The sequence below is a fragment of the Blautia massiliensis (ex Durand et al. 2017) genome, assembly GCF_001487165.1.
Classification (GTDB): domain Bacteria; phylum Bacillota; class Clostridia; order Lachnospirales; family Lachnospiraceae; genus Blautia_A; species Blautia_A fusiformis.
Genome location: NZ_LN913006.1, coordinates 3,373,460 through 3,393,609, shown reverse-complemented (window position 1 = coordinate 3,393,609; position 20,150 = coordinate 3,373,460). Strand labels below are relative to the sequence as shown.

14 protein-coding genes and 3 pseudogenes are annotated in these 20,150 nt (G+C 45.7%); 4 read left to right on the top strand and 13 right to left on the bottom strand.

Annotated features, from left to right (window positions below; genetic code table 11):
* Positions 1-253 precede the first annotated feature (253 nt).
* Positions 254-1,858, bottom strand: a complete 1,605-nt coding sequence (gene pckA / locus BN3261_RS16435) for a phosphoenolpyruvate carboxykinase (ATP) (RefSeq protein WP_059086781.1) — start codon at positions 1,856-1,858, stop codon at positions 254-256.
* A 321-nt stretch (positions 1,859-2,179) separates the two neighbouring features.
* On the opposite strand from pckA, the gene BN3261_RS16430 reads away from it, so the two are divergent.
* Positions 2,180-3,508 (top strand): threonine/serine exporter family protein, encoded by a 1,329-nt coding sequence (locus BN3261_RS16430; protein WP_059086780.1) that lies wholly within the window; start codon positions 2,180-2,182, stop codon positions 3,506-3,508.
* 95 nt (positions 3,509-3,603) lie between these two features.
* On the opposite strand, the gene BN3261_RS16425 is transcribed toward BN3261_RS16430, so the two are convergent.
* Positions 3,604-4,359 (bottom strand): DUF4866 domain-containing protein, encoded by a 756-nt coding sequence (locus tag BN3261_RS16425; RefSeq protein ID WP_021650449.1) that lies wholly within the window; start codon positions 4,357-4,359, stop codon positions 3,604-3,606.
* Between the two features lie 15 nt (positions 4,360-4,374).
* On the bottom strand, positions 4,375-5,022 hold the full coding sequence (locus BN3261_RS16420) for a YoaK family protein (protein WP_059086990.1): 648 nt from the start codon (positions 5,020-5,022) through the stop codon (positions 4,375-4,377).
* A 166-nt stretch (positions 5,023-5,188) separates the two neighbouring features.
* Here BN3261_RS16420 and BN3261_RS16415 point away from each other — a divergent pair, with 166 nt between their 5' ends.
* Complete coding sequence (locus tag BN3261_RS16415) at positions 5,189-6,067, top strand: LysR family transcriptional regulator (protein ID WP_015526026.1); 879 nt, start codon at positions 5,189-5,191, stop codon at positions 6,065-6,067.
* A gap of 28 nt (positions 6,068-6,095) precedes the next feature.
* Here the strand turns inward: BN3261_RS16415 and BN3261_RS16410 are convergent, their stop codons facing one another.
* Together BN3261_RS16410 and BN3261_RS16405 are read right to left on the bottom strand one after the other, a co-directional pair.
* Positions 6,096-6,923, bottom strand: a complete 828-nt coding sequence (locus BN3261_RS16410) for a PRD domain-containing protein (protein WP_059086989.1) — start codon at positions 6,921-6,923, stop codon at positions 6,096-6,098.
* Positions 6,924-7,162: 239 nt separating this feature from the next.
* The gene (locus tag BN3261_RS16405; protein WP_110925844.1) at positions 7,163-9,415 is read right to left on the bottom strand and encodes a PTS sugar transporter subunit IIABC; all 2,253 of its coding nucleotides are present in this window, start codon (positions 9,413-9,415) and stop codon (positions 7,163-7,165) included.
* Positions 9,416-9,853: 438 nt separating this feature from the next.
* Here BN3261_RS16405 and BN3261_RS16400 point away from each other — a divergent pair, with 438 nt between their 5' ends.
* Complete coding sequence (locus tag BN3261_RS16400) at positions 9,854-11,575, top strand: ABC transporter ATP-binding protein (protein WP_059086779.1); 1,722 nt, start codon at positions 9,854-9,856, stop codon at positions 11,573-11,575.
* 148 nt (positions 11,576-11,723) lie between these two features.
* On the opposite strand, the gene BN3261_RS17845 is transcribed toward BN3261_RS16400, so the two are convergent.
* The 6 genes and pseudogenes from BN3261_RS17845 to nhaC form a co-directional block, all read right to left on the bottom strand.
* Positions 11,724-12,167 (bottom strand): hypothetical protein, encoded by a 444-nt coding sequence (locus tag BN3261_RS17845; RefSeq protein ID WP_021650455.1) that lies wholly within the window; start codon positions 12,165-12,167, stop codon positions 11,724-11,726.
* Positions 12,154-12,945 carry a ParA family protein gene (locus BN3261_RS16390; RefSeq protein WP_015526030.1) on the bottom strand — a complete coding sequence of 264 codons (792 nt, stop codon included), beginning with the start codon at positions 12,943-12,945 and terminating at the stop codon, positions 12,154-12,156. The genes BN3261_RS17845 and BN3261_RS16390 overlap by 14 nt, the downstream gene beginning before the upstream one ends.
* Positions 12,946-13,146: 201 nt before the next feature.
* Positions 13,147-13,347: pseudogene (locus BN3261_RS17555) on the bottom strand (sugar ABC transporter permease); the annotation flags it as partial.
* Between the two features lie 35 nt (positions 13,348-13,382).
* Entirely contained in the window at positions 13,383-14,543 is a 1,161-nt protein-coding gene (gene iadA, locus BN3261_RS16385; protein WP_015526031.1) for a beta-aspartyl-peptidase, read from the bottom strand.
* A gap of 53 nt (positions 14,544-14,596) precedes the next feature.
* Complete coding sequence (locus BN3261_RS16380; RefSeq protein WP_015526032.1) at positions 14,597-15,088, bottom strand: amidohydrolase family protein; 492 nt, start codon at positions 15,086-15,088, stop codon at positions 14,597-14,599.
* A gap of 5 nt (positions 15,089-15,093) precedes the next feature.
* Positions 15,094-16,539: a Na+/H+ antiporter NhaC gene (gene nhaC, locus BN3261_RS16375; protein ID WP_015526033.1), complete on the bottom strand. Its 1,446-nt coding sequence runs from the start codon at positions 16,537-16,539 to the stop codon at positions 15,094-15,096.
* Positions 16,540-16,875: 336 nt separating this feature from the next.
* On the opposite strand from nhaC, the pseudogene BN3261_RS18430 reads away from it, so the two are divergent.
* A pseudogene (locus BN3261_RS18430) lies at positions 16,876-17,103 on the top strand (IS1634 family transposase); the annotation flags it as partial.
* Positions 17,104-17,252: 149 nt separating this feature from the next.
* Here the strand turns inward: BN3261_RS18430 and BN3261_RS16365 are convergent.
* Both BN3261_RS16365 and mmsB read right to left on the bottom strand, forming a co-directional pair.
* Positions 17,253-18,581 (bottom strand): annotated as a pseudogene (locus tag BN3261_RS16365) (IS1182 family transposase); the annotation flags it as partial.
* A gap of 389 nt (positions 18,582-18,970) precedes the next feature.
* Entirely contained in the window at positions 18,971-20,146 is a 1,176-nt protein-coding gene (gene mmsB / locus BN3261_RS16360) for a multiple monosaccharide ABC transporter permease (protein ID WP_059086778.1), read from the bottom strand.
* Between the last annotated feature and the right edge of the window lie 4 nt (positions 20,147-20,150).

Below are 20,150 nucleotides of genomic sequence, written 5' to 3'. Positions count from 1 at the left end.
TTTTACAGTCTTACGGGTCTCCCGCTTAACTTCTCAGAAAGGATACACCATATGCCCTCTGTTAGTCAAGCCAAAGTTTTTTATTTTACAGGTAGATATCTTCAACTTTCTGTTTATTCCATGTCTGGAAACATGCTTCGCACTGCACAGTTCTATATCAAATAATAGATCCTTAGTTGTTTGTCAAAAAACCGGGAGCGGATAAATCCGCTCCCGGTTAAGTCTACGATCTGTATTCAGTTGGAATGACTGATTATGCCTGCGGGCCAGCTGCAACGAGTGCTTTACCAGCTGCATTTCCTTCATATTTAGCAAAGTTCTTAACGAATCTTGCAGCAAGATCTTTAGCCTTTGTCTCCCACTCTGCAGCATCTGCATATGTGTCACGTGGGTCAAGGATTGCAGGATCTACGCCCGGAAGCTCTGTCGGAACCTCGAAGTTGAAGAATGGGATCTTCTTTGTCGGAGCTTTAAGGATAGATCCGTCAAGGATAGCATCGATGATACCACGAGTATCTTTGATGGAGATACGTTTTCCAGTTCCATTCCATCCTGTGTTAACGAGGTATGCTTTCGCACCACTCTTCTCCATTCTCTTAACGAGCTCCTCAGCATATTTTGTCGGGTGAAGCTCAAGGAATGCCTGTCCGAAGCATGCGGAGAATGTAGGAGTAGGCTCTGTGATTCCACGCTCTGTACCAGCAAGCTTAGCTGTGAATCCGGAAAGGAAGTAGTACTGTGTCTGCTCCGGTGTCAGGATAGATACTGGAGGAAGTACGCCGAATGCATCTGCGGACAGGAAGATAACCTCTTTCGCTGCCGGTGCAGAAGATACAGGGCGAACAATGTTCTCGATGTGGTTGATCGGATAAGAAACACGTGTGTTCTCTGTTACGCTCTTGTCAGCGAAGTCGATCTTGCCCTCAGCATCAAGTGTTACGTTCTCAAGAAGAGCGTTTCTCTTGATCGCATTGTAGATGTCCGGCTCAGACTCTTTGTCAAGGTTGATAACCTTAGCGTAGCATCCACCCTCGAAGTTGAATACTCCGTTGTCATCCCAGCCATGCTCGTCATCACCGATCAGAAGACGCTTAGGATCTGTGGAAAGTGTTGTCTTACCTGTTCCGGAAAGACCGAAGAAGATTGCTGTGTTCTCTCCGTTAAGGTCTGTGTTTGCAGAGCAGTGCATGGAAGCGATGCCCTTCAGCGGCAGATAGTAGTTCATCATGGAGAACATACCTTTCTTCATCTCTCCGCCGTACCATGTATTAACGATAACCTGCTCACGGCTTGTAATGTTGAACATTACAGCTGTCTCAGAGTTAAGTCCTAATTCTTTGTAGTTCTCAACTTTAGCCTTGGATGCGTTGTAAACAACGAAATCCGGCTCAAAGTTCTCAAGCTCCTCAGCTGTCGGCTGAATGAACATGTTTGTTACGAAGTGTGCCTGCCATGCAACCTCAACGATGAAACGGATAGCCATACGTGTGTCTTTGTTAGCTCCGCAGAATGCATCTACTACGAAAAGTTTCTTGTTGGAAAGCTCCTTCTTGGCAAGATCTTTAACTGCATTCCATGCTTCCTGAGTTGCCGGATGGTTATCGTTCTTGTACTCATCGGATGTCCACCAAACTGTGTCCTTGGAGTTCTCATCCATAACGATATATTTGTCTTTAGGGGAACGTCCTGTGTAGATACCTGTCATTACATTGACAGCACCAAGCTCACTGACCTGACCCTTCTCAAATCCTTCAAGCTCCGGTTTGGTCTCTTCCTCGAATAATACATCGTAAGAAGGATTGTACACGATCTCAGTTGTTCCGGTAATACCATACTTTGTTAAATCGATTTTTGCCATCTTAACATTTACCTCTCTTCTTTAATAGTAATTATGATAGCCACCTACTGCTGCAGGTTTTTGTCATCCTGCCATAGGAATTGGTCATTCCAACATCCCTATCCACAATTATACATAAATTGTACGTAAAAGCAACCAAAAAAATTCATTTTCCGCAAAAAAATGATAAATCTTTAACAGTGACGTTTTGGTACTGTCAGATTTTACTCCATCTATACTTGACTTTTTCAGAATAATGGCTACAATATATCTGATTATAGTTATTATATATATTTATAATAGCAACTATATGATTTTAATATATAGAAAGAAGTGATTTCTATGTCAGATATTCTAATCAAACGTAATCATATGGAAATCCCCTGGCACAACTACGTAAGTACCAGGAACAGCCAGCCCATCACCGAAGCTTCTCTTTCCGAAAAAGCTTCCCTGATCGGCCGTACAGGCATGATGCTTCTCTCCTGTGGGACCGGTGCCTGGCGGGTACGGAGTTCCATGAATACATTGTCAGAAGCACTTGGTATCACCTGTTCCGCAGATATCGGACTGATGTCCATAAGCTACACCTGCTTTGACGGTGAGAGCAGTTTTTCCCATGCACTTAGTCTGACTACCACCGGCGTAAATACTTCCAGACTGAACAGGCTGGAACATTTTGTCAGTGATTTTCCTGCGGAGGGTATCCATATGAGCGGCGAAGCACTGCACAGTCAGTTAGATGAGATCGAGCGGATCCACGGGCTTTATTCCCCTGCAGCTCTGGGACTGGCTTCTGCACTGGCCTGTGGTGCATTTACTTTTCTTCTGGGCGGTGGCCCGCTGGAAATGATCCTGGCTTTTGCAGGCGCAGGCATCGGAAACGCCATCCGCTGCAAGCTTGGCAAGCATCATTTTACTCTGTTTATGTGCATTGCAGTTTCTGTTTCCTCCGCCTGTCTTGTATATGCAGGCTTCCTGAAGCTGGCAGAGCTTCTGTTCCACATTTCCGTCCAGCATGAGGCCGGGTACATCTGTTCCATGCTGTTTATCATTCCGGGCTTTCCGTTTATCACAAGCGGGATCGACCTTGCCAAGCTGGATATGCGTTCCGGTCTGGAACGACTGGCCTACGCCATTATTGTTGTAATGGTGGCTGCTGTCTCTGCCTGGCTGATGGCACTGCTTCTTCATCTGAAGCCTGTGGATTTCCTGCCTCTGGAGCTTTCGGCAGCTCAGAGGATCCTGTTCCGGCTTCTGGCAAGCTTCTGCGGGGTATTCGGCTTTTCGGTCATGTTCAACAGCCCTGTCCGTCTAGCCGCAGCTGCCGCATTCATCGGCGCACTGTCCAACACTTTACGTCTGGAGCTTGTTGATCTTGCCGGTTTCCCACCTGCTGCCGCGGCTTTTTTCGGAGCACTGACAGCCGGACTTCTGGCCTCCCTCATCAAAACCAAAGTGGGATATCCCAGGATTTCCATTACCGTACCATCCATTGTGATCATGGTTCCCGGACTTTATCTCTACCGGGCAATCTACAATCTGGGAATCATGTCCCTGAATGTTTCCGCCTCCTGGTTTGCAGCTGCGATTCTGATCATCGTTGCTCTTCCCCTGGGCCTTATTTTCGCCAGGATCCTTACGGACAAAATGTTCCGCTACTGCACCTAATTGGCATACAAAAAGGACTGCTTTCTGTAGCTTCCGGTCATCAGCTATCCTTCTGATAACCGGAGCAATACAAAAGCAGTCCTTTTTTGTACATTCTATTTCATTACGATCTCATCCGCGATCCCGATCATTTTTTCCAAGCGGTCCGCAAATTTATGGATGGGGAGAAAAACGCCCAGTCCGTCATAACGTTTTCCACCATCCTCCACAGAATCCTGCCCATAATATACAAAGGCTCTTGGAAGCTTCTTCTGAATTGCCATCATGATATCCCATACAGCCGCATAGGCCTGTGCCTCCGTTTCCTTTTCCCTTACGCTGTCCGGAAGCTCATACACCAGCAACACACCGATATGTTCGCCCATTTTGTACTCTTCTACTTCCATGGTAGCTTCATCATAGGCATGTCGCTTCCGGTAGCCATACGCCAGATACATCTTTACACCAGGTTTCTCCCTGTATATCCTGCGAAATCGGTCGTAATCCCTGTCACTTACATGGATTCCCTTTTCCCGCAGAAAATTTCCTTTTTCATCTGTGAGAAATACCGGATTCTCCTGTCCATCTGCATTGAACCTGAACGGTGCCAGAAAAGAATTTCGCAGAAGATCAAACATACTGTTCTGGCAGATCGCCATAAGGAGAGCTGTCAGATCACGGTTTTTATATGCGTCCAGCAATGCATAGGCGAATTTTTCCGGAGGAAGATATCCGCATTCTATGTCTGTATCCGCATCCATGGATTCATAGAAGGTCTCCGTCAGCCGTCTGCACGCCTCCGGATCCTTCAGGATCTTTTCAAATAAAAGCTCCGCCTTTTCCTCTCTTGGGAATAATGTGCTGTTTTCCACAATTCCTCACCCTTTCTAATCTCTATGTTTACTGGAAAACATCAGAATAAAGCTGATCAGAAGCAAAACATCCGATACCCAGATTGCCGGGATTCCCAGCCTCATGGACAGATTTCCTCCGCCACCGGCTCCAATGGCAAAAAAGAAAATTATTCCGAAATAATAAAGAGCCTGCTTCAGCTGTTCCGGACGTTTTTCACGACAATACACGGACAACGCCGCCGTGCCGCTTCGTAAATTTCCGATGCACATAGTGCTTGCATAGGAATAACCGCCCACCTTCCGGAAGGTCTGTACCTGCATGGCGCAGGAAAAGGATACCAGTACGGTTGCCAGCATATCCAATTCTCCCGGCATAAATCCCACCGCAAAAAGGATCAGGATCTCGATCAGCAGGATCATCTGCCTCCAGTGAAGTTTTTTTGCATATTTAAAGGTATTCTGGATTCGCTCCGCCGCTACAACGCCAATGGCAAAAGCTAAAATAGGAAACAGATACCTTAAACCGTCTCCCCACTGTCCTGTCATAAAATTTTGGCTCATCAGAACCACGTTGCCTGTCTGGGCGTTGGAAAACACCTCATCTCTTGTAAAGTATGTGTAGGCATCCTGAAATCCGCCGGACATTGCCAGAAATACACTTGTGATAAAAGCTTCTGACATCTGCCGGTCTGCGCTCTGCAGCTTTCTGCCTCCTGAAACCACTCTAAATCACTCCTGTCATTGATTTTTTTCCTCGGGTGTATTATAGTTTGCTCAGAAGCAAATGTAAAAAGTATTATTAATATCGTAAACATATTAAAATCATATCACAGGATGGAGACAATACATGATCACTTACGACTACTACCGGATCTTTTATTATGTAGCCCAGTATAAGAGCTTTACCAAGGCGGCAAGAGCTCTTCACAACAACCAGCCAAATATCACCCGCTGTATGAACAACCTGGAGCAGGAGCTGAAATGTACGCTCTTTCTCCGCTCCAACAAAGGAATCGCACTTACACCGGAAGGCCGCCAGCTTTATGAACACGTTGCCCTGGCTTTTGAGCAGCTGTCCATCGGCGAGGAGGAAATCCGCCAGAACGGAGAGCTGGAGCATGGTCTGGTTTCCATCGGCGCCAGCGAAAATGCCCTGCGTCTGATCCTTCTCGAAAAGCTGGAGCTGTTCCGCGAGCAATATCCCCATGTTCGCCTGCGCCTCTTTAACCATTCTACTCCTCAGGCAGTACAGGCACTGAAAAATTATGCGGTGGATTTCGCTATTGTCACCACTCCGATCTCCATCCGCAAGCCCTTACAGAAAAAAAGTCTCCTGCGTTACCGGGAGATCCTTGTATGCGGAAGCAAATATAAGGATCTGACCACTGCCCCTATCAGCATCCATGAGCTTCAGGATCTGCCCTTTGTAGGTCTTGCGGAAGGGACCAGCACCAGAGAAATGTATATGAATTACTTTATGGAAAACCGTGTTTCTTTTCATCCTGACATCGAGGCAGCAACTACAGACCAGGTCCTTCCCATGATCGTCCACAATCTGGGAATCGGCTTTTACCCCGAGCCCCTTGCCCGGGAAGTGATCAATGACGGGAAGATTTTTGCCCTTCAGCTTAAGGAGCCGCTCCCTCAGAGAGAGGTCTGCTTAGTCACAAACAGCAGTACTGCCATGAGTACTGCTGTCAAAAAAGCTATTGAATTTATTGTGTAAATCCCTGAGGCGGATCAGCCATTTACATTTATTGTTCCACTGTCCGCTCAATATGCATGGCAAGATAACCAATCTCGATAGGGTCCAGCTTTTTCCCAAGGCTTTTGCCCAGACTCTCGCAGACATCCTCTGCGATCCTGTAGGATTCCGGATATTTTTCTTCTATATATTCATTCATATCCAGCTTCAGTGTCTCCCCTGTGGAGACACGGGCTACCATATATTTGATATGGTTCATCATACGGTTGTAGGATAGAGAGATCACATCGATCTTTCTTCCTGTGGCCATCTCGATCATGGCAATGCATTCCCGTACCGTTCTTGCTGTCTGCATGGCAACAGACACCTTTTCATCTCCAAGTGCTGAGTGAATATGAAGTGCCACATATCCCACCTCATGCTCGTCGATCTCAATATCCATCCGCTCCTTCAGGATCTTCTTCAATCTCTCCGCCACCTTGAATTCGCTGTAAAAAAGCACCTTGATATCATCAGTCAGAGGATTGCTGATCTGCTCATGATTCCGGATACGTCCCACTGCAAAGGAAATATGATCAGCAAGGGGAAACAGGATCCTTCTGTCTATGGTATCCCCAAAGGTCTTCTCAGCTTCTCTCAATATCTCATCTGCGATCTCCAGAAATTCCGGTGCTACGCTCTTTGCCAGTTCTTTTGCTGAGCCACGTTCTGTCTCCTGAGCCAGCCTGTAAATGGTACAGTCTGCCGGAGCCTCAAAACGCTGGCTGACCTTATTTCCAAATCCCACACCTTTTCCCAGAAGTACATATTCCTGGTTTTCTTCCATATTTATGGCAATGATGCCGTTATTGTTTAATACCTTGCTCACTCTGTACATCTTTTTCCCCACCATTTTTATATATCCTGCTGCTTTTCCACATTCCACCACTGTCTACCCCGGATTTTCAGTCGACATTTTTGTCTGCAGCTGTTGATTTTCTTTATCGTAACAGAATCTTTCTTTTGTGTAAAGCCCTTCTGACAGACAGTTATTTTCTTTGCCACAGGAAAAGCGCGCCCGGGCATTAGGCGCGCTTTTCACAAAACCAATCTTCTATATTATTGCTGAAAAATTTCCTATTCTTCCACAGTCTCTACTGCGAACAGCGGCTCTCCTGCCTTGATCTCTCCATTGGCAAGAAGGCGTACTCTCTGATTATCCTCGATCTCTGTGCAAAGGATCGGAGAACATAAGGACGGAGCGTTTTCTGTAAGATACGGGATGTCAATCTTCATCAACGGCTCGCCTTTTTTTACATGCTGTCCCTGCTCTACCAGGATCTCGAAGCCTTTTCCTTCCAGCTTTACAGTGTCAATGCCGATATGGAGGAGCATAGGAAGATCTGTATCTGTCTGGAATCCGATGGCATGCTTTGTGTCAAAAATAAACTCTACCTCGCCATCTTCCGGAGCACAGATCACCGGGTCCTTCGGTGTGACTACAGCACCCTCTCCCATCATTCCTTCCGCAAAGCCTTCATCCGGCGCTGTGGAAAGATCTGCGGCGATACCGGTTACCGGGCTGTAGACAATCGCTGTTCTGAGAATCTTTTTCTCCGGCTGCGTGTTGGCTTCGGATGTCGGAGCTGTGTTCTGAGCAGCCTCACCTGTACTTTCTGCTGTATGCTCTGTATCAGACTGAGCCTGATTTTCTGCATTGTCTGTTACTGCCTCATTTACGCCTTCAAAATATTCATTCGGCGCTGTCTCCAGATAATCCTCCAGTTTGGACTTAATCACAGTTACCTGCGGGCCATAGATGATCTGGATGCCCTGGCCCTTTTTCACGATTCCTCTGGAGCCTGTTGTTTTCAGAATGTCGTCGTTAACTCTTGCTGCATCATGGACGGTGATACGGAGTCTTGTTGCACAGCAGTCCACATCACTGATGTTTTTCTTTCCGCCAAGACCGGCTGTGATGGCTTCACTTACCGGATCTGCGGATGTGCTTCCTGCTGCTTCACCGGCTTTTCCGGCTTCTTTTCTCGCGTTTACATCTGCTTTTGTATAAAGCTTTGTTTCTGTGTCGTCATCCTCACGTCCCGGAGTCTTGAAGTTGAACTTTTTGATCAGGAAGGTGAAAATCACATAATAGAGAATAAAGTAAATGATACCTACCGGGATAATCCTGAGCCAGCTTGTCTTTGCATTTCCCTGAAGGATTCCGAACAGGAACAGATCCAGGAAACCGCCGGAAAAGGTAAGTCCTACTGCAATGTTCAGCATATGTGCGATCATATAAGCCGCGCCTGCAAGAACAACCTGTACCGCAAACAATGCAGGAGCTACAAACAGGAAAGAGAACTCCAGTGGCTCTGTGATTCCTGTAAGCATACATGCAAGGGCTGCGGAAAGAAGAAGTCCGCCTGCTGCTTTTTTCTTCTCAGGCTTTGCACAGCGGTACATGGCAAGAGCTGCTCCCGGAAGACCGAAGATCATGAAAATGAACTCTCCGGAAAAATATCTTGTTGCATCTGCGCTGAAATGCGCTACATTTGCGGAATCTGCAAGCTGGGCGAAAAAGATGTTCTGTCCGCCCTGTACCATCTGGCCTGCAACCTCCATAGTCCCGCCAACGGCTGTCTGCCAGAATGGCATATAAAATACGTGATGAAGTCCGAAGGGGATCAGCGCACGTTTGATAATACCGAAGATCAGAGTTCCGATATAGCCGCTGCCTGTTACAAGACCGCCCAGAGCATAAATACCGTTCTGGACTGCCGGCCATACGAAATACATCAGGATTCCCACAAACATATATACAATGGTGGAAATGATGGGCACAAATCTGGAACCACCGAAGAAGGAAAGTGCGTTTGGAAGCACGATCTTATGAAAACGGTTGTGCAGTGCCGCAACACCAAGGCCGACGATGATACCGCCAAACACACCCATCTGTAAGGACTGGATGCCGCAGACAGAGGTTACAGTACCTTCCAGAACGCTTTTTGCGATCTGTCCGTCTGCTGTGATCTTACCATTTACTACCAGCATACCATTGATGGCTACATTCATAACAAAGTAAGCGATCAGTGCAGAAAGAGCTGCTACCTCTTTCTCTTTTTTTGCCATACCGATGGCCACACCTACTGCAAAGATCAGCGGCAGGTTATCAAATACCGCGCTTCCGACTTTGTTCATAATGATCAGGAGTGCATGTAAAATCGTTCCGTCTCCCAGAATCTTCTGAAGTCCGTAGGTTGCAATGGTTGTTTCATTTGTGAAGGAACTGCCGAATCCAAGAAGCAGGCCTGCCACAGGAAGGATTGCTATGGGAAGCATAAAGGAACGTCCCACTCGCTGCAAAACTCCGAAAATCTTGTCTTTCATGTTTTCTCTCCTTTTCTTTCGACGTTTTGGAGCGGGAGTCTTTTAAGTGGGCAACAAAAAAAGACACCAACCCCCATAAACGTCAAATAATAACATTTATGACTGGTTAATGCCTGCTTATCAGTTACACACCAAATCTGAAATACACTATACGGGTTTTGTTCTTCTGTGTCAAGGAGTAATTTGATTTTTTCCCAAAAATATATCTCCTCATATCACTATCCGCTCCGTTGCCAGCAATCCCTCGCGGAATATTCCCTGTGAACAGCAGCCATATAGCTTCTATTCTCAGAAAGTATGCAGAAACGAAACAGACCTGAAATTCACTTATCTTGACTTTATTCTTACTTATGATAAGATGAACATAGAATGTCCGGCAGCAATGTTTTTTTGCCCAGACAACACTATACATTTCATAAAAACGGAGGTACTTTTCCGATGAATACCATCAAGAAATTCATCCACTACTACGGCCCGTACAAAGCGGTCTTTTTTATTGACCTGATCTGTGCAGCCGTTATCAGTCTGGTAGATCTTGCTTATCCCCAGATTCTTCGTACTATGACAAAAACTCTCTTTACACAGGATAAGGATATGATTCTTCATGCCCTCCCTGTGATTGCAGCTTCTCTTTTTGTTATGTACATTGTGCAAAGTCTCTGCAAATATTATGTCACCTATCAGGGACATATGATGGGCGCAAAGATGGAGCGTGATATGCGCCGGGAGCTTTTTGACCACTATCAGGAGCTGTCTTTTTCCTATTACAGCAGGAATAATTCCGGTCAGATGATGAGTAAGCTGGTCAGTGACCTTTTTGACATTTCCGAGTTTGCACATCATGGACCTGAGAATCTTTTTATCTCTCTGGTAAAAATTGTCGGTGCTTTTATCTTCCTGTTCTTTATCAACAAAAAACTTGCACTGCCGCTGATCCTCCTGGTGATCGTGATGTTTGTGTTTTCCTTCCGCCAGAATGCAAAAATGCAGGAGACTTTTATGGAAAACAGGCGCAAGATCGGTGATGTGAACGCAAGTCTTCAGGATACCCTTTCCGGAATCCGTGTTGTGCAGTCCTTCGCAAATGAGGACATTGAGCGTGAGAAATTTAAGAAAAGCAACGAGGCGTTCCTTGTTTCCAAAAGGGATAACTACCACTGCATGGGAAGTTTCATGAGCTCCAATCTTTTCTTCCAGGGAATGATGTATCTGGTAACTCTGGTTTATGGCGGATATCTGATCGCCCAGGGTGAAATGCAAACTGCAGATCTTGCCATGTATGCCCTGTATATCGGAATCTTTATCAGCCCCATCCAGATCCTGGTGGAACTTGTGGAAATGATGCAGAAGGGACTTTCCGGTTTCCGAAGATTCCTGGATGTGATGGAAACAGAATCCGAGATCAGGGATGCAGACAACGCTGCGGAGCTTACGGACGTGAAAGGACATGTGCGTTACGACCATGTTTCTTTTCATTACAACGATGATGAAACTCCTGTGCTTTCCGATATCTCTATTGATATCCCGGCAGGAAAATCCATTGCCCTGGTGGGACCTTCCGGAAGCGGAAAAACCACGATCTGCTCTCTCCTGCCCAGATTTTATGATGTGACCGGCGGTTCCATTACTGTAGACGGAAAGGATATCCGCGGGCTGACTCTTAAGAGCCTTCGAAGCCAGATCGGTATGGTACAGCAGGATGTCTATCTTTTTGATGGAACCATCAAGGATAATATTGCCTACGGAAAGCCCGGAGCTTCCGATGAAGAGATCATCAAAGCCGCCAAATGTGCGAGTATCCATGACTTTATCATGGAGCTTCCGGATAAATACGACACTTATGTCGGAGAACGTGGCACACGCCTTTCCGGCGGACAGAAGCAGCGGATTTCCATTGCACGTGTATTCCTTAAGAATCCTCCGATCCTGATCCTGGATGAGGCCACCAGCGCTCTGGATAACGAAAGCGAACGTTGGATTCAGAAGAGTCTGGAGGAACTTTCAAAAAATCGTACTACCATTACGATCGCGCACCGGCTTTCTACGATCCGTGATGCGGATGAGATCATTGTGATCACGGAGGAGGGTATCGCCGAAAGAGGCACTCATGCTGAACTGCTTGAGAAGAATGGATTGTATGCTGCATATTACAATATGTAGAAAGATACGAGGGAGGCGCTTCGCTGTCCCACTGAGATTTTTATAGGGCAAAATAAAAGGCTGCTGTATACCTTATCAATAGTGATATAGATATATAGCAGTCTTTTTATTTGTCAATTACTATCTTTTCAAAAAATTCAATCAAAGATTACAGCAGATAAACCGGAAGCTCGTCTTTAATTCCTACTGGCTGGTTGTTGTCCGGCTCATCTTTCTTTGGGGTGAGGAATTTGGCCTGGAGTTCGTCGGCGTTTCCTCCGCTGATCACGTTCTGGGCTACAGTTCCTGTTGTTTCTGCTGCAGCTGTTTTCTTTGCTGCGGTTTTACGTGCTGTTGTTTTTCTGGTAGTGGTTTTCTTTGCTGTTGTTTTTGTTGCGGCTGCTTTCTTTGCTGTGGTCTTCTTTGCAGGAGCTTTCGCTGCTGTTTTCTTTGCTGTAGTTTTTTCTGCCGCTTTTTCAGCTGTTTCAGCTTTTACCTCTGACGGCTTCTCTGCTGCTTTAACCTCAGCCTCTTTTACCTCTGTTTTTGTTTCTGTTTTGGATGCTTTTTCTGCATTTACTGCTCTTGCGATGCTTGCTTTACCTACTGACACGATTCATTACCTCCTCTGCCAATGCTATGTACTCTTTTGCGCTGCGGCTGCTTTTTTTGAACTCCACAACTGGTTCACTGCTGTCCTGGGACCATTCGATGGAGCTGTCTACACGGATAAAAGATTCGAAAAGATAGATTCCTTCCATTTCTTTCAGTGTTTCCATAGTCTGTTTGAAATAATTCTTTCTGGCATCTGCCTTGGTTACTACGATTCCCAAAACCTTTAAATCCGGAGCGATCTCCCTGACTTCATTGAGGAAATCAAACATATTTGCAAGACCAAACATACCCCACGGACTTGCCTCTACCGGAACAAGAACATAATCGGATGCACATAAAATATTCATCACCCAGCCGCCAAGAGTAGGCGGTGCATCAATGAGAATGTAATCGTACACTCCGGAATCTTTAACCTTCTGCAGACATTTCCGCAGGATAAACTCTCTCTGCCATTTTGTAAAAAGCTCATATTCCACGGAGCTCATCAGCGTAGACGACGGAACCAGATCCAGATTCTCATACTTCGTATGCACGATAAAATCGCTGAGATCCGACTGATGACCGATAGCATAGTAGAGATTCTTTTCCCCTGCTGCCATCTCAAGCACTTCTTCCTCCGAAAAAAAAGAAAGGGAAAGATTCAGCTGCATATCACCGTCTACCATCAGTACCTTCTTACCCATGCCGGCCAGTGCCGCTCCCACATTGGAACAGCTGGTGGACTTTCCGCTGCCGCCCTTATTATTTGCAAAACAGATCGTTACTGTATTTCCCATTACAGCCTCCCGACAACATAATTTCGTATTTTCTGTCACTTGCCCTTATTATAATATAACGTTCTCCTAAAAACAAGCACATCCCCCATAAAACCACGAAAACCGACAAAATAACCTCACATAAAACAACAGTATATACACCCAAAAACAGCAGGTTCCGGATCACTCCGAAAACCTGCTGTCCTGATTCGCTGACTATTATTATTTTACGATAAAAGATTTTCTCTTGCTGACAACATCGAAGATAACCGCTGCCAGAAGAACCATACCTTTAACAACCTTCTGGATATTCTGGTCAATACCCATGATACTCATGCCAAGATTCAGAACACCCATCAGAAGTGCACCAATGATAACACCAGGAACTGTACCGGTACCACCATAAGCAGAAGCACCACCAATAAGTCAATCACAGTCCTTCTCCTGTATGTTTTTCCTTACTGCTCGAATCTGCCCTTCATCTTCACTTCCTGCTCCCACACAGCGACCTTGCCGCGGGCAAACAGGCTGTTGATGTTGAGATTCTCATCCAGTACCAGAAGGTCTGCGTCTGCGCCTTCCGCTACACAGCCCTTGATTCCTTCTTTGCCAAGGAGTACGGCCGGAGTGCTGGTCAGAAGCTGTAAGGCATCCTCCAGCGGCATGCCCTCTCTTACCAGGATCTGGATGGTACGGTGCAGATACTTCGGGGACGCGTAGGTCAGGCCAATGCACTCGCCCTCTTCGTTGAAGCGCGGCTGGCTTCCGAACGCGTCACTGGACATGGTTACATGATCCAGGCTCACATCTTCGCGGTGCAACAGCTCATAGAGCTTCAGAGCATCGGATTCGACCTCCACATCATCGGCGCCGGCGGTGCAGTCAATGTAGCCGCCACGGCGCACCAGATCCGCGCCGGCATCAATCAGTCCAGGATTGCGTAAGATGTGGGTCGGCAGCAGGTTCTTGGCTGGAACGTCGGAATGATCCAGCACATAGAAAATCGGATCCAGTCTTCCCTCTCCGTCACCCATGTGCATGGTTACCAGGCCAGGGGTATTGCTGAGTAAGCCGGCTCTGCGCGCTGCAGTAGCCAGCGCGATCAGCTCTTCTCCGCCTGGGTTGGAGCTTCTGTGGTCCGATACCGCTACCTTCACACCGATCATCGGTGGAACCAGGATGATATCGCGCTCTACACTTCCGGTCAGGGTGGTCGGCGGGTAACCATAGGAACTGGTCAGAGTGTACACGGTCATGCCCTCTTCGGTCAGGGCGCGAGCTTTTGCGACCAGATTTTCCACACTGCGGGTTACGCCATCGGTTCCCAGAAGTCCGACTACCGTGGTAATACCATTTTTGAAGAATTCACTGAGCTGGGATTCCGGTACACGGGATGCCGGCCCCTGCTCTCCGCCGCCGCCTGTGATATGCACGTGCATGTCAATGTAAGCCGGAACAACGGTCTTTCCCTCCAGATCATAGGTTTCCACTCCCGGAAGTCCCTCATATCCCTCAATAGTATCCTGCATCAGAAGGATTTTTTCCCCCTCAATAAGGATATCTTTCTTTCCCAGTTTCTCCGGTGCGTACACATTCGCGTTTTTCAGTAACTTGATCATAATGTCAATTCTCCTGTCTCTTTCTTTTCCGCTTTTCTATTTCAAAGCTTCTGTCAGTCTGTCTCAAAGGTGCCTTTTACCAGTGCTTTTCCATACTCCACCATTTTCTGTCCACGGACAAATACCGTATCTACCAGAAATTCCTCATCCAGGATCACAAGATCCGCGTCGCTGCCCGGACGGATGCAGCCCTTTTTCGGGAATAATCCGTTGGCTCTGGCCGGGTTCTCCCCGCAGATGCGGATGGCTTTTTCCACCGGAACCCCTGCCTTTACAGCATCACGCACTTCCTCATGCAGGGAAGAAAGCCGTGTAACCAGAAGCTTTGCGCCGCCCCCGCCAATCACATGAACATGCTGGTCCACATAACCAGGAATTACCATTTTTCCATCTGCAGAAACAACTTCCACCGGAGCAGAAAGTTCCGGTGGATCGATGTGTTCTGCCACAGAAAATACTTTTTCATCTACGATCAGGATATCACGGATTCCTTTTGGATCCGGATCATACAGATTCGCGTTTTTAATCAAAAGCACTCTGGACATCGTATTTAGTTCTCCTTTTTCTTCTCATCATCGAGCTTGGCAATACCAAATCCGGTAAAGCCCCAGATGATTGCAAAAATCCAGCCGGTGTAGCACAGGATTGCCCATGGAAGGTAATCCAAAGTCTCTACGCCAAGGGTGGAAGCCATGTAAGCACCTGCTGCGGACCACGGGATCAGCGGTACAACTACGGTACCGGCATCCTCAAGGGTTCTGGACAGGTTCTTTGCCGCAAGCCCGCGCTCTTTGTAAGCGTCACGGAACATCTCGCCCGGAATCAGAATGGCAAGGTAAGAGTTACCGGTGGTCAGTGCCATGGTAATGCAGGCTGCAACGGTTGCGGTGATCAGCGCACCGGTACTCTTTGCCACGCTTAAGATCTTCTGGAGTACCACATCCAGACAGCCAGCCCGGCTCATGATACCTGCGAAGCAGAATGCGCAGAATACCAGAAGTGTGGTGCTCATAATGCCGTTCATACCGCCGCGGTTTAACAGCTTGGTTACGGCCTCGGAACAGGTCTCGGTGTCAAATCCTGCACGGTGGATCATGGATACATCAAAACCGTTTACGGTTGCCTTTAACACATCTCCTAACGCTACGTGCTGAATGAAGACACTCTCCAAGCCTGCTACAAAAGTAGAAAGAAGCATAACCGGAATGGTTGGCTTCTGAAGCAGGGAGCCGCCCAGCACGATCACTACCGGAATGATGATCAGCAGGTTCCAGCTGTACATGGAAGAAAGCTGGCTTAATAAAGTAGTAACGGTGTCAGAAGTAATATCTGCGCTTACATCTGCGTTCATACCAACAATGGCATATACCACCAGGGAAACGATGGTTGCTGGGACAGTGGTGTAGAACATATGTCCGATATGCTCATACAGTGTGCTGCCTGCCGCGATCGGAGCCAGGTTTGTGGTATCGGACAGCGGAGACATCTTGTCACCAAAGTAGGAACCTGCGATGCAGGCGCCTGCAGTAGCCGGAAGGGATACGCCAAGGGCGCTTGCGATTCCCATCAGGGCAACACCCATGGTTGCAACGGAACCCCAGGAGGTACCGGTAACAACCGAAACCACTGCCTCGATCAGGAACGCGGTAACCAGCATGAATTTCGGGTTTACGATCTGGACGCCGTAATAAATCATCATCGGAATGGTACCGGATGCCATCCAGGTACCAACCATAGCGCCAACACATACAAGAATCAGGATGGCAGGCATGCCCTTTGCGATCTTGGTGCAGATCTCATCCATCATCTCATCCCAGGTAATGCCTACACGGAACGCGATAAATGCTGCGATTGCAGCTACCATGATCAGAAGCGGCTCTGTGCTGTAGCCGAATACGCCTTTTCCGATGGTAAGGATCAGGAGCATTGCGACGATCGGTGTGATCGATTCCGCAAAAGTGGGCAGACGTTTGGCCCGTTCTTTCTTTTCTTTCATTTGTAGTTTCTCCTTTTAGCCTCCTTCGTGACAGTTTCACATTTTATCACGGCAGAGTATTAAGATTTGGACTTATTATATCAGAAAAGATAACGGGCAACAACTAAAACTTTATATTTTTTTATTTTCTTGTTACACGGGAGTTTGACACATTGAAATTCAAAAAAGTACCGCAAAGCCTTGAAACAGGCTTATTTTTTTGTCAAATTTTTATTTTTATTATATAGTAATATTTAGTGATATGTACTATAACAGTGGAAGCGGTAATTATTGTGCGTATAACAACATCAAAATCAAAAAATTCCGAGTCCTTTTATATCACTCAGTCCTATACAAATCCGGTTATTAAACCGCGCTTTGAAAGGAACTTATACTACAGAACAATTGCTCCATATTTTAAAAGACATAAAATTTGCAGATGTAGAAGAACAGGGTTTCATGCCGGTATATGAACGTCAGAAAATCACTGACGATCTCCACGAAACCTGTGGATTCAGAACAGACTATCAATTCATAACAAAACGGAAAATGAAAGGAATTCAGAAAAAAAGTAAGCGGAGATAAAACATTACTATGTTTCGTGTATGCAGATAAAAGTGCCACACCCCTTGTATTTGAAGGGCACTGAAAAACTTCCATTTCTTCTTAAGTGGAAGTTTTTCTTTTATATTATTTTCAAATCTTTACTTAGGAAAATCATAAAAAGCTATGGTTTACTCCATAGCCAGCTCATCTAATCTTACTATTCGTTTTACATTTGCTGTAAATGCCGTAAAATACATTTGCAGATGCATAGCAAATAAACCTCTCGAATCTGCTTTACGCAAACCGTGAGCTTCCTTTAGTTCTCCATTCTTTTCTTCTATCCTGTGCCGAATCTTCATTCGCTCCTGAAAATATTCGCTTTCTTCAAATTTAAGCCTTTCAAGATTTTTCTCGCTTGCTTGCGTGATACTGTAGCTTCTTGTTTTAGCGTTTGATCTTCCTACACGGCATTTTTCTCTTTGGGGACATTTCCGACACGTTACTTTGCTAAATATATATCTTAAATAAGTATTCCCATTTTTTGCCGTTCTTTTTTCTACACGCGTGGAAAGCTCTCCGGCAGGACACTGCAGCATCCCAGCATCTTTATTAAAGCAGAAACCTTCCTCAAGGTTCCCGTTTGCTGCAGCAGCTACTGCTGTATTGGTTCTGGCAATCAATGTAATCTCTTTTCCGCAGACTTCCAGATTGTCATCACTGACATATGCCATATCGCCTATAACTTCTGTAACTTTTATTCCATTTTCCTTCGCGTTTTCTATCAGTTTTGGTAATTCCTGCCCATCTGGTGCTCCTCCATCTGTTACAGTGATCCCCGCAATGAGACGTTCTTCAGTCATCGCAAGATGATTCTTATATCCATAGAACGTACTGGTTGCCGTTTTATGTCCAAACCGTGCATCTTTATCATCTTTGGATCGGATCTCTTTGAGCCGCTCATCTTCTAGTAGTTCTTTCATTTCATGAGAAAGTTTCTGTATCTTTTTATTTCCACAGGATTTTATTCCTTCCTCCAGAACCTGGAGTAGTTCCCTAGTATAGGCAATTTCTTCATCCAGTCCTGCTTCCAAAGAGGGTTTCTCAGGAAATCGCTCTGATAATTCAAAAGCTGTTTTATAAACCTCTTTCCGAAGTTGTTTGCTCATATCCCGCAGAATCTGCGTTGGAGATTTTGCCCAGACAGAAGCAATTGTATGGGTGGAATCAACGATAATGGTTCCCGATTTGATCAGATTTTTATCCAAAGCCTGTTGAATGGTTTCTTTTAACATTTCTTCCAGAATATCTTCTGTAATACGAGTTTTTCTGAATTTTGTGAGAAGACTGGGATCTATCATTTTTGCTTCTGGTTCCAGGTCAAGGAAAAATTTATATGCCATGTCCGTCTGGGCGCTGCTAATCAGGGCTTCGTCAGAAAGATCGTACAGTTTTTTCAGGAAAAGCAGTTTAAACATCATTTCTGGTTCCTTTGCCGGGCGACCGAAATTTTCACAAAAAAGCCCAATTCTTTTTTAGAATCAGACTTTTTCAGTGCCCTTTTAAATATGGTTTTGATTTGGTTTTGTAGCATAAAAAAATCTCCTTGTAGTTGTATTTGCATCGTGCAGATGCTTCTTTAACTACAAGGGCCGCTCTCACTACTTCTAAAAACCAATCAGTAGTGAGAGCGGCCGCACATTTGAGTTGAAGTGTCAACCCCTATTTAGGGAAAAACTAAAAAAGAGGTTAGACCTCATGTATAAGATCTAACCTTGAAAATTAACTAAATGACATTGACCAGTGAACAGTAACAAAATAACCTTACATAAAACAACAGTATATACACCCAAAAACAGCAGGTTCCGGATCACTCCGAAAACCTGCTGTCCTGATTCGCTGACTATTATTATTTTACGATAAAAGATTTTCTCTTGCTGACAACATCGAAGATAACCGCTGCCAGAAGAACCATACCTTTAACAACCTTCTGGATATTCTGGTCAATACCCATGATACTCATACCAAGATTCAGAACACCCATCAGAAGTGCACCAATGATAACACCAGGAACTGTACCGGTACCACCATAAGCAGAAGCACCACCAATAAAACAAGCACCGATCGCATCCATCTCAAAGTTTGTACCAGCCTGCGGGTTGGAAGAATTCAATCTGGCCATTGTCACCATACCTGCGATAGCAGCCAGAAGACCCATGTTCAAGTAAGCAAGGAAATAAACTTTGTTCGTATCAATACCGGAAAGCTTTGTTGCCTTCTCATTACCGCCAACTGCATAAAAATAACGACCTGTTGTAGTCTTGGAAGCAATGTATGTATAGATTGCGATGATCACTACAACCCAGAGAAGGGAATTCGGGATACCTTTGTACTGAGCAAGTCTGAACATGAATGCAAGAACAACTGCACAGATCAGAACCATCTTCACTGCAACACCACCGAAAGACTCAACACTGTAGCCTTTTTTTGCACGGTCTGCACGGTTTTTCATAACAAGTGCAACATAGACGATGCAGACAATAATGCCAACTACAAAACATGTTCTGTTAAATCCTTCACCTCCACCAAGGAAGTCCGGAATATAGTTATTGAACAGAGCCAGATAAGCATCCGGCATCGGGGCCAGGGTCTGTCCTTCCAGAACTACGTTGGAAAGGCCACGAAAAGCAAGCATACCTGCCAGAGTAACAATAAATGGAGGAATTCGTACATAAGCGATCCAGAATCCCTGCCATGCACCAATGGCAATACCCACAAGAAGCATCACGATCATAGTGAGATACGGGTTCATACTGTTGAGAACCATCATCTTACCACCGACAGCAGCAACAAAGCATACAACAGAACCAACTGACAGATCAATGTTACCACCTGTTAAAATACAGAACAGCATACCGGTTGCAAGAATAAATACATATGCATTCTGGGCTACCAGGTTATTTACATTCTGCGGAAGAAGCATAACGCCCTTTGTGTTCACAGAAAACATGATCACAACAAATACCAGAACAATGACCATGGTATATTTTTTTAATATTTCTGAAAAACTAATCTTTTTCTCCATCTTC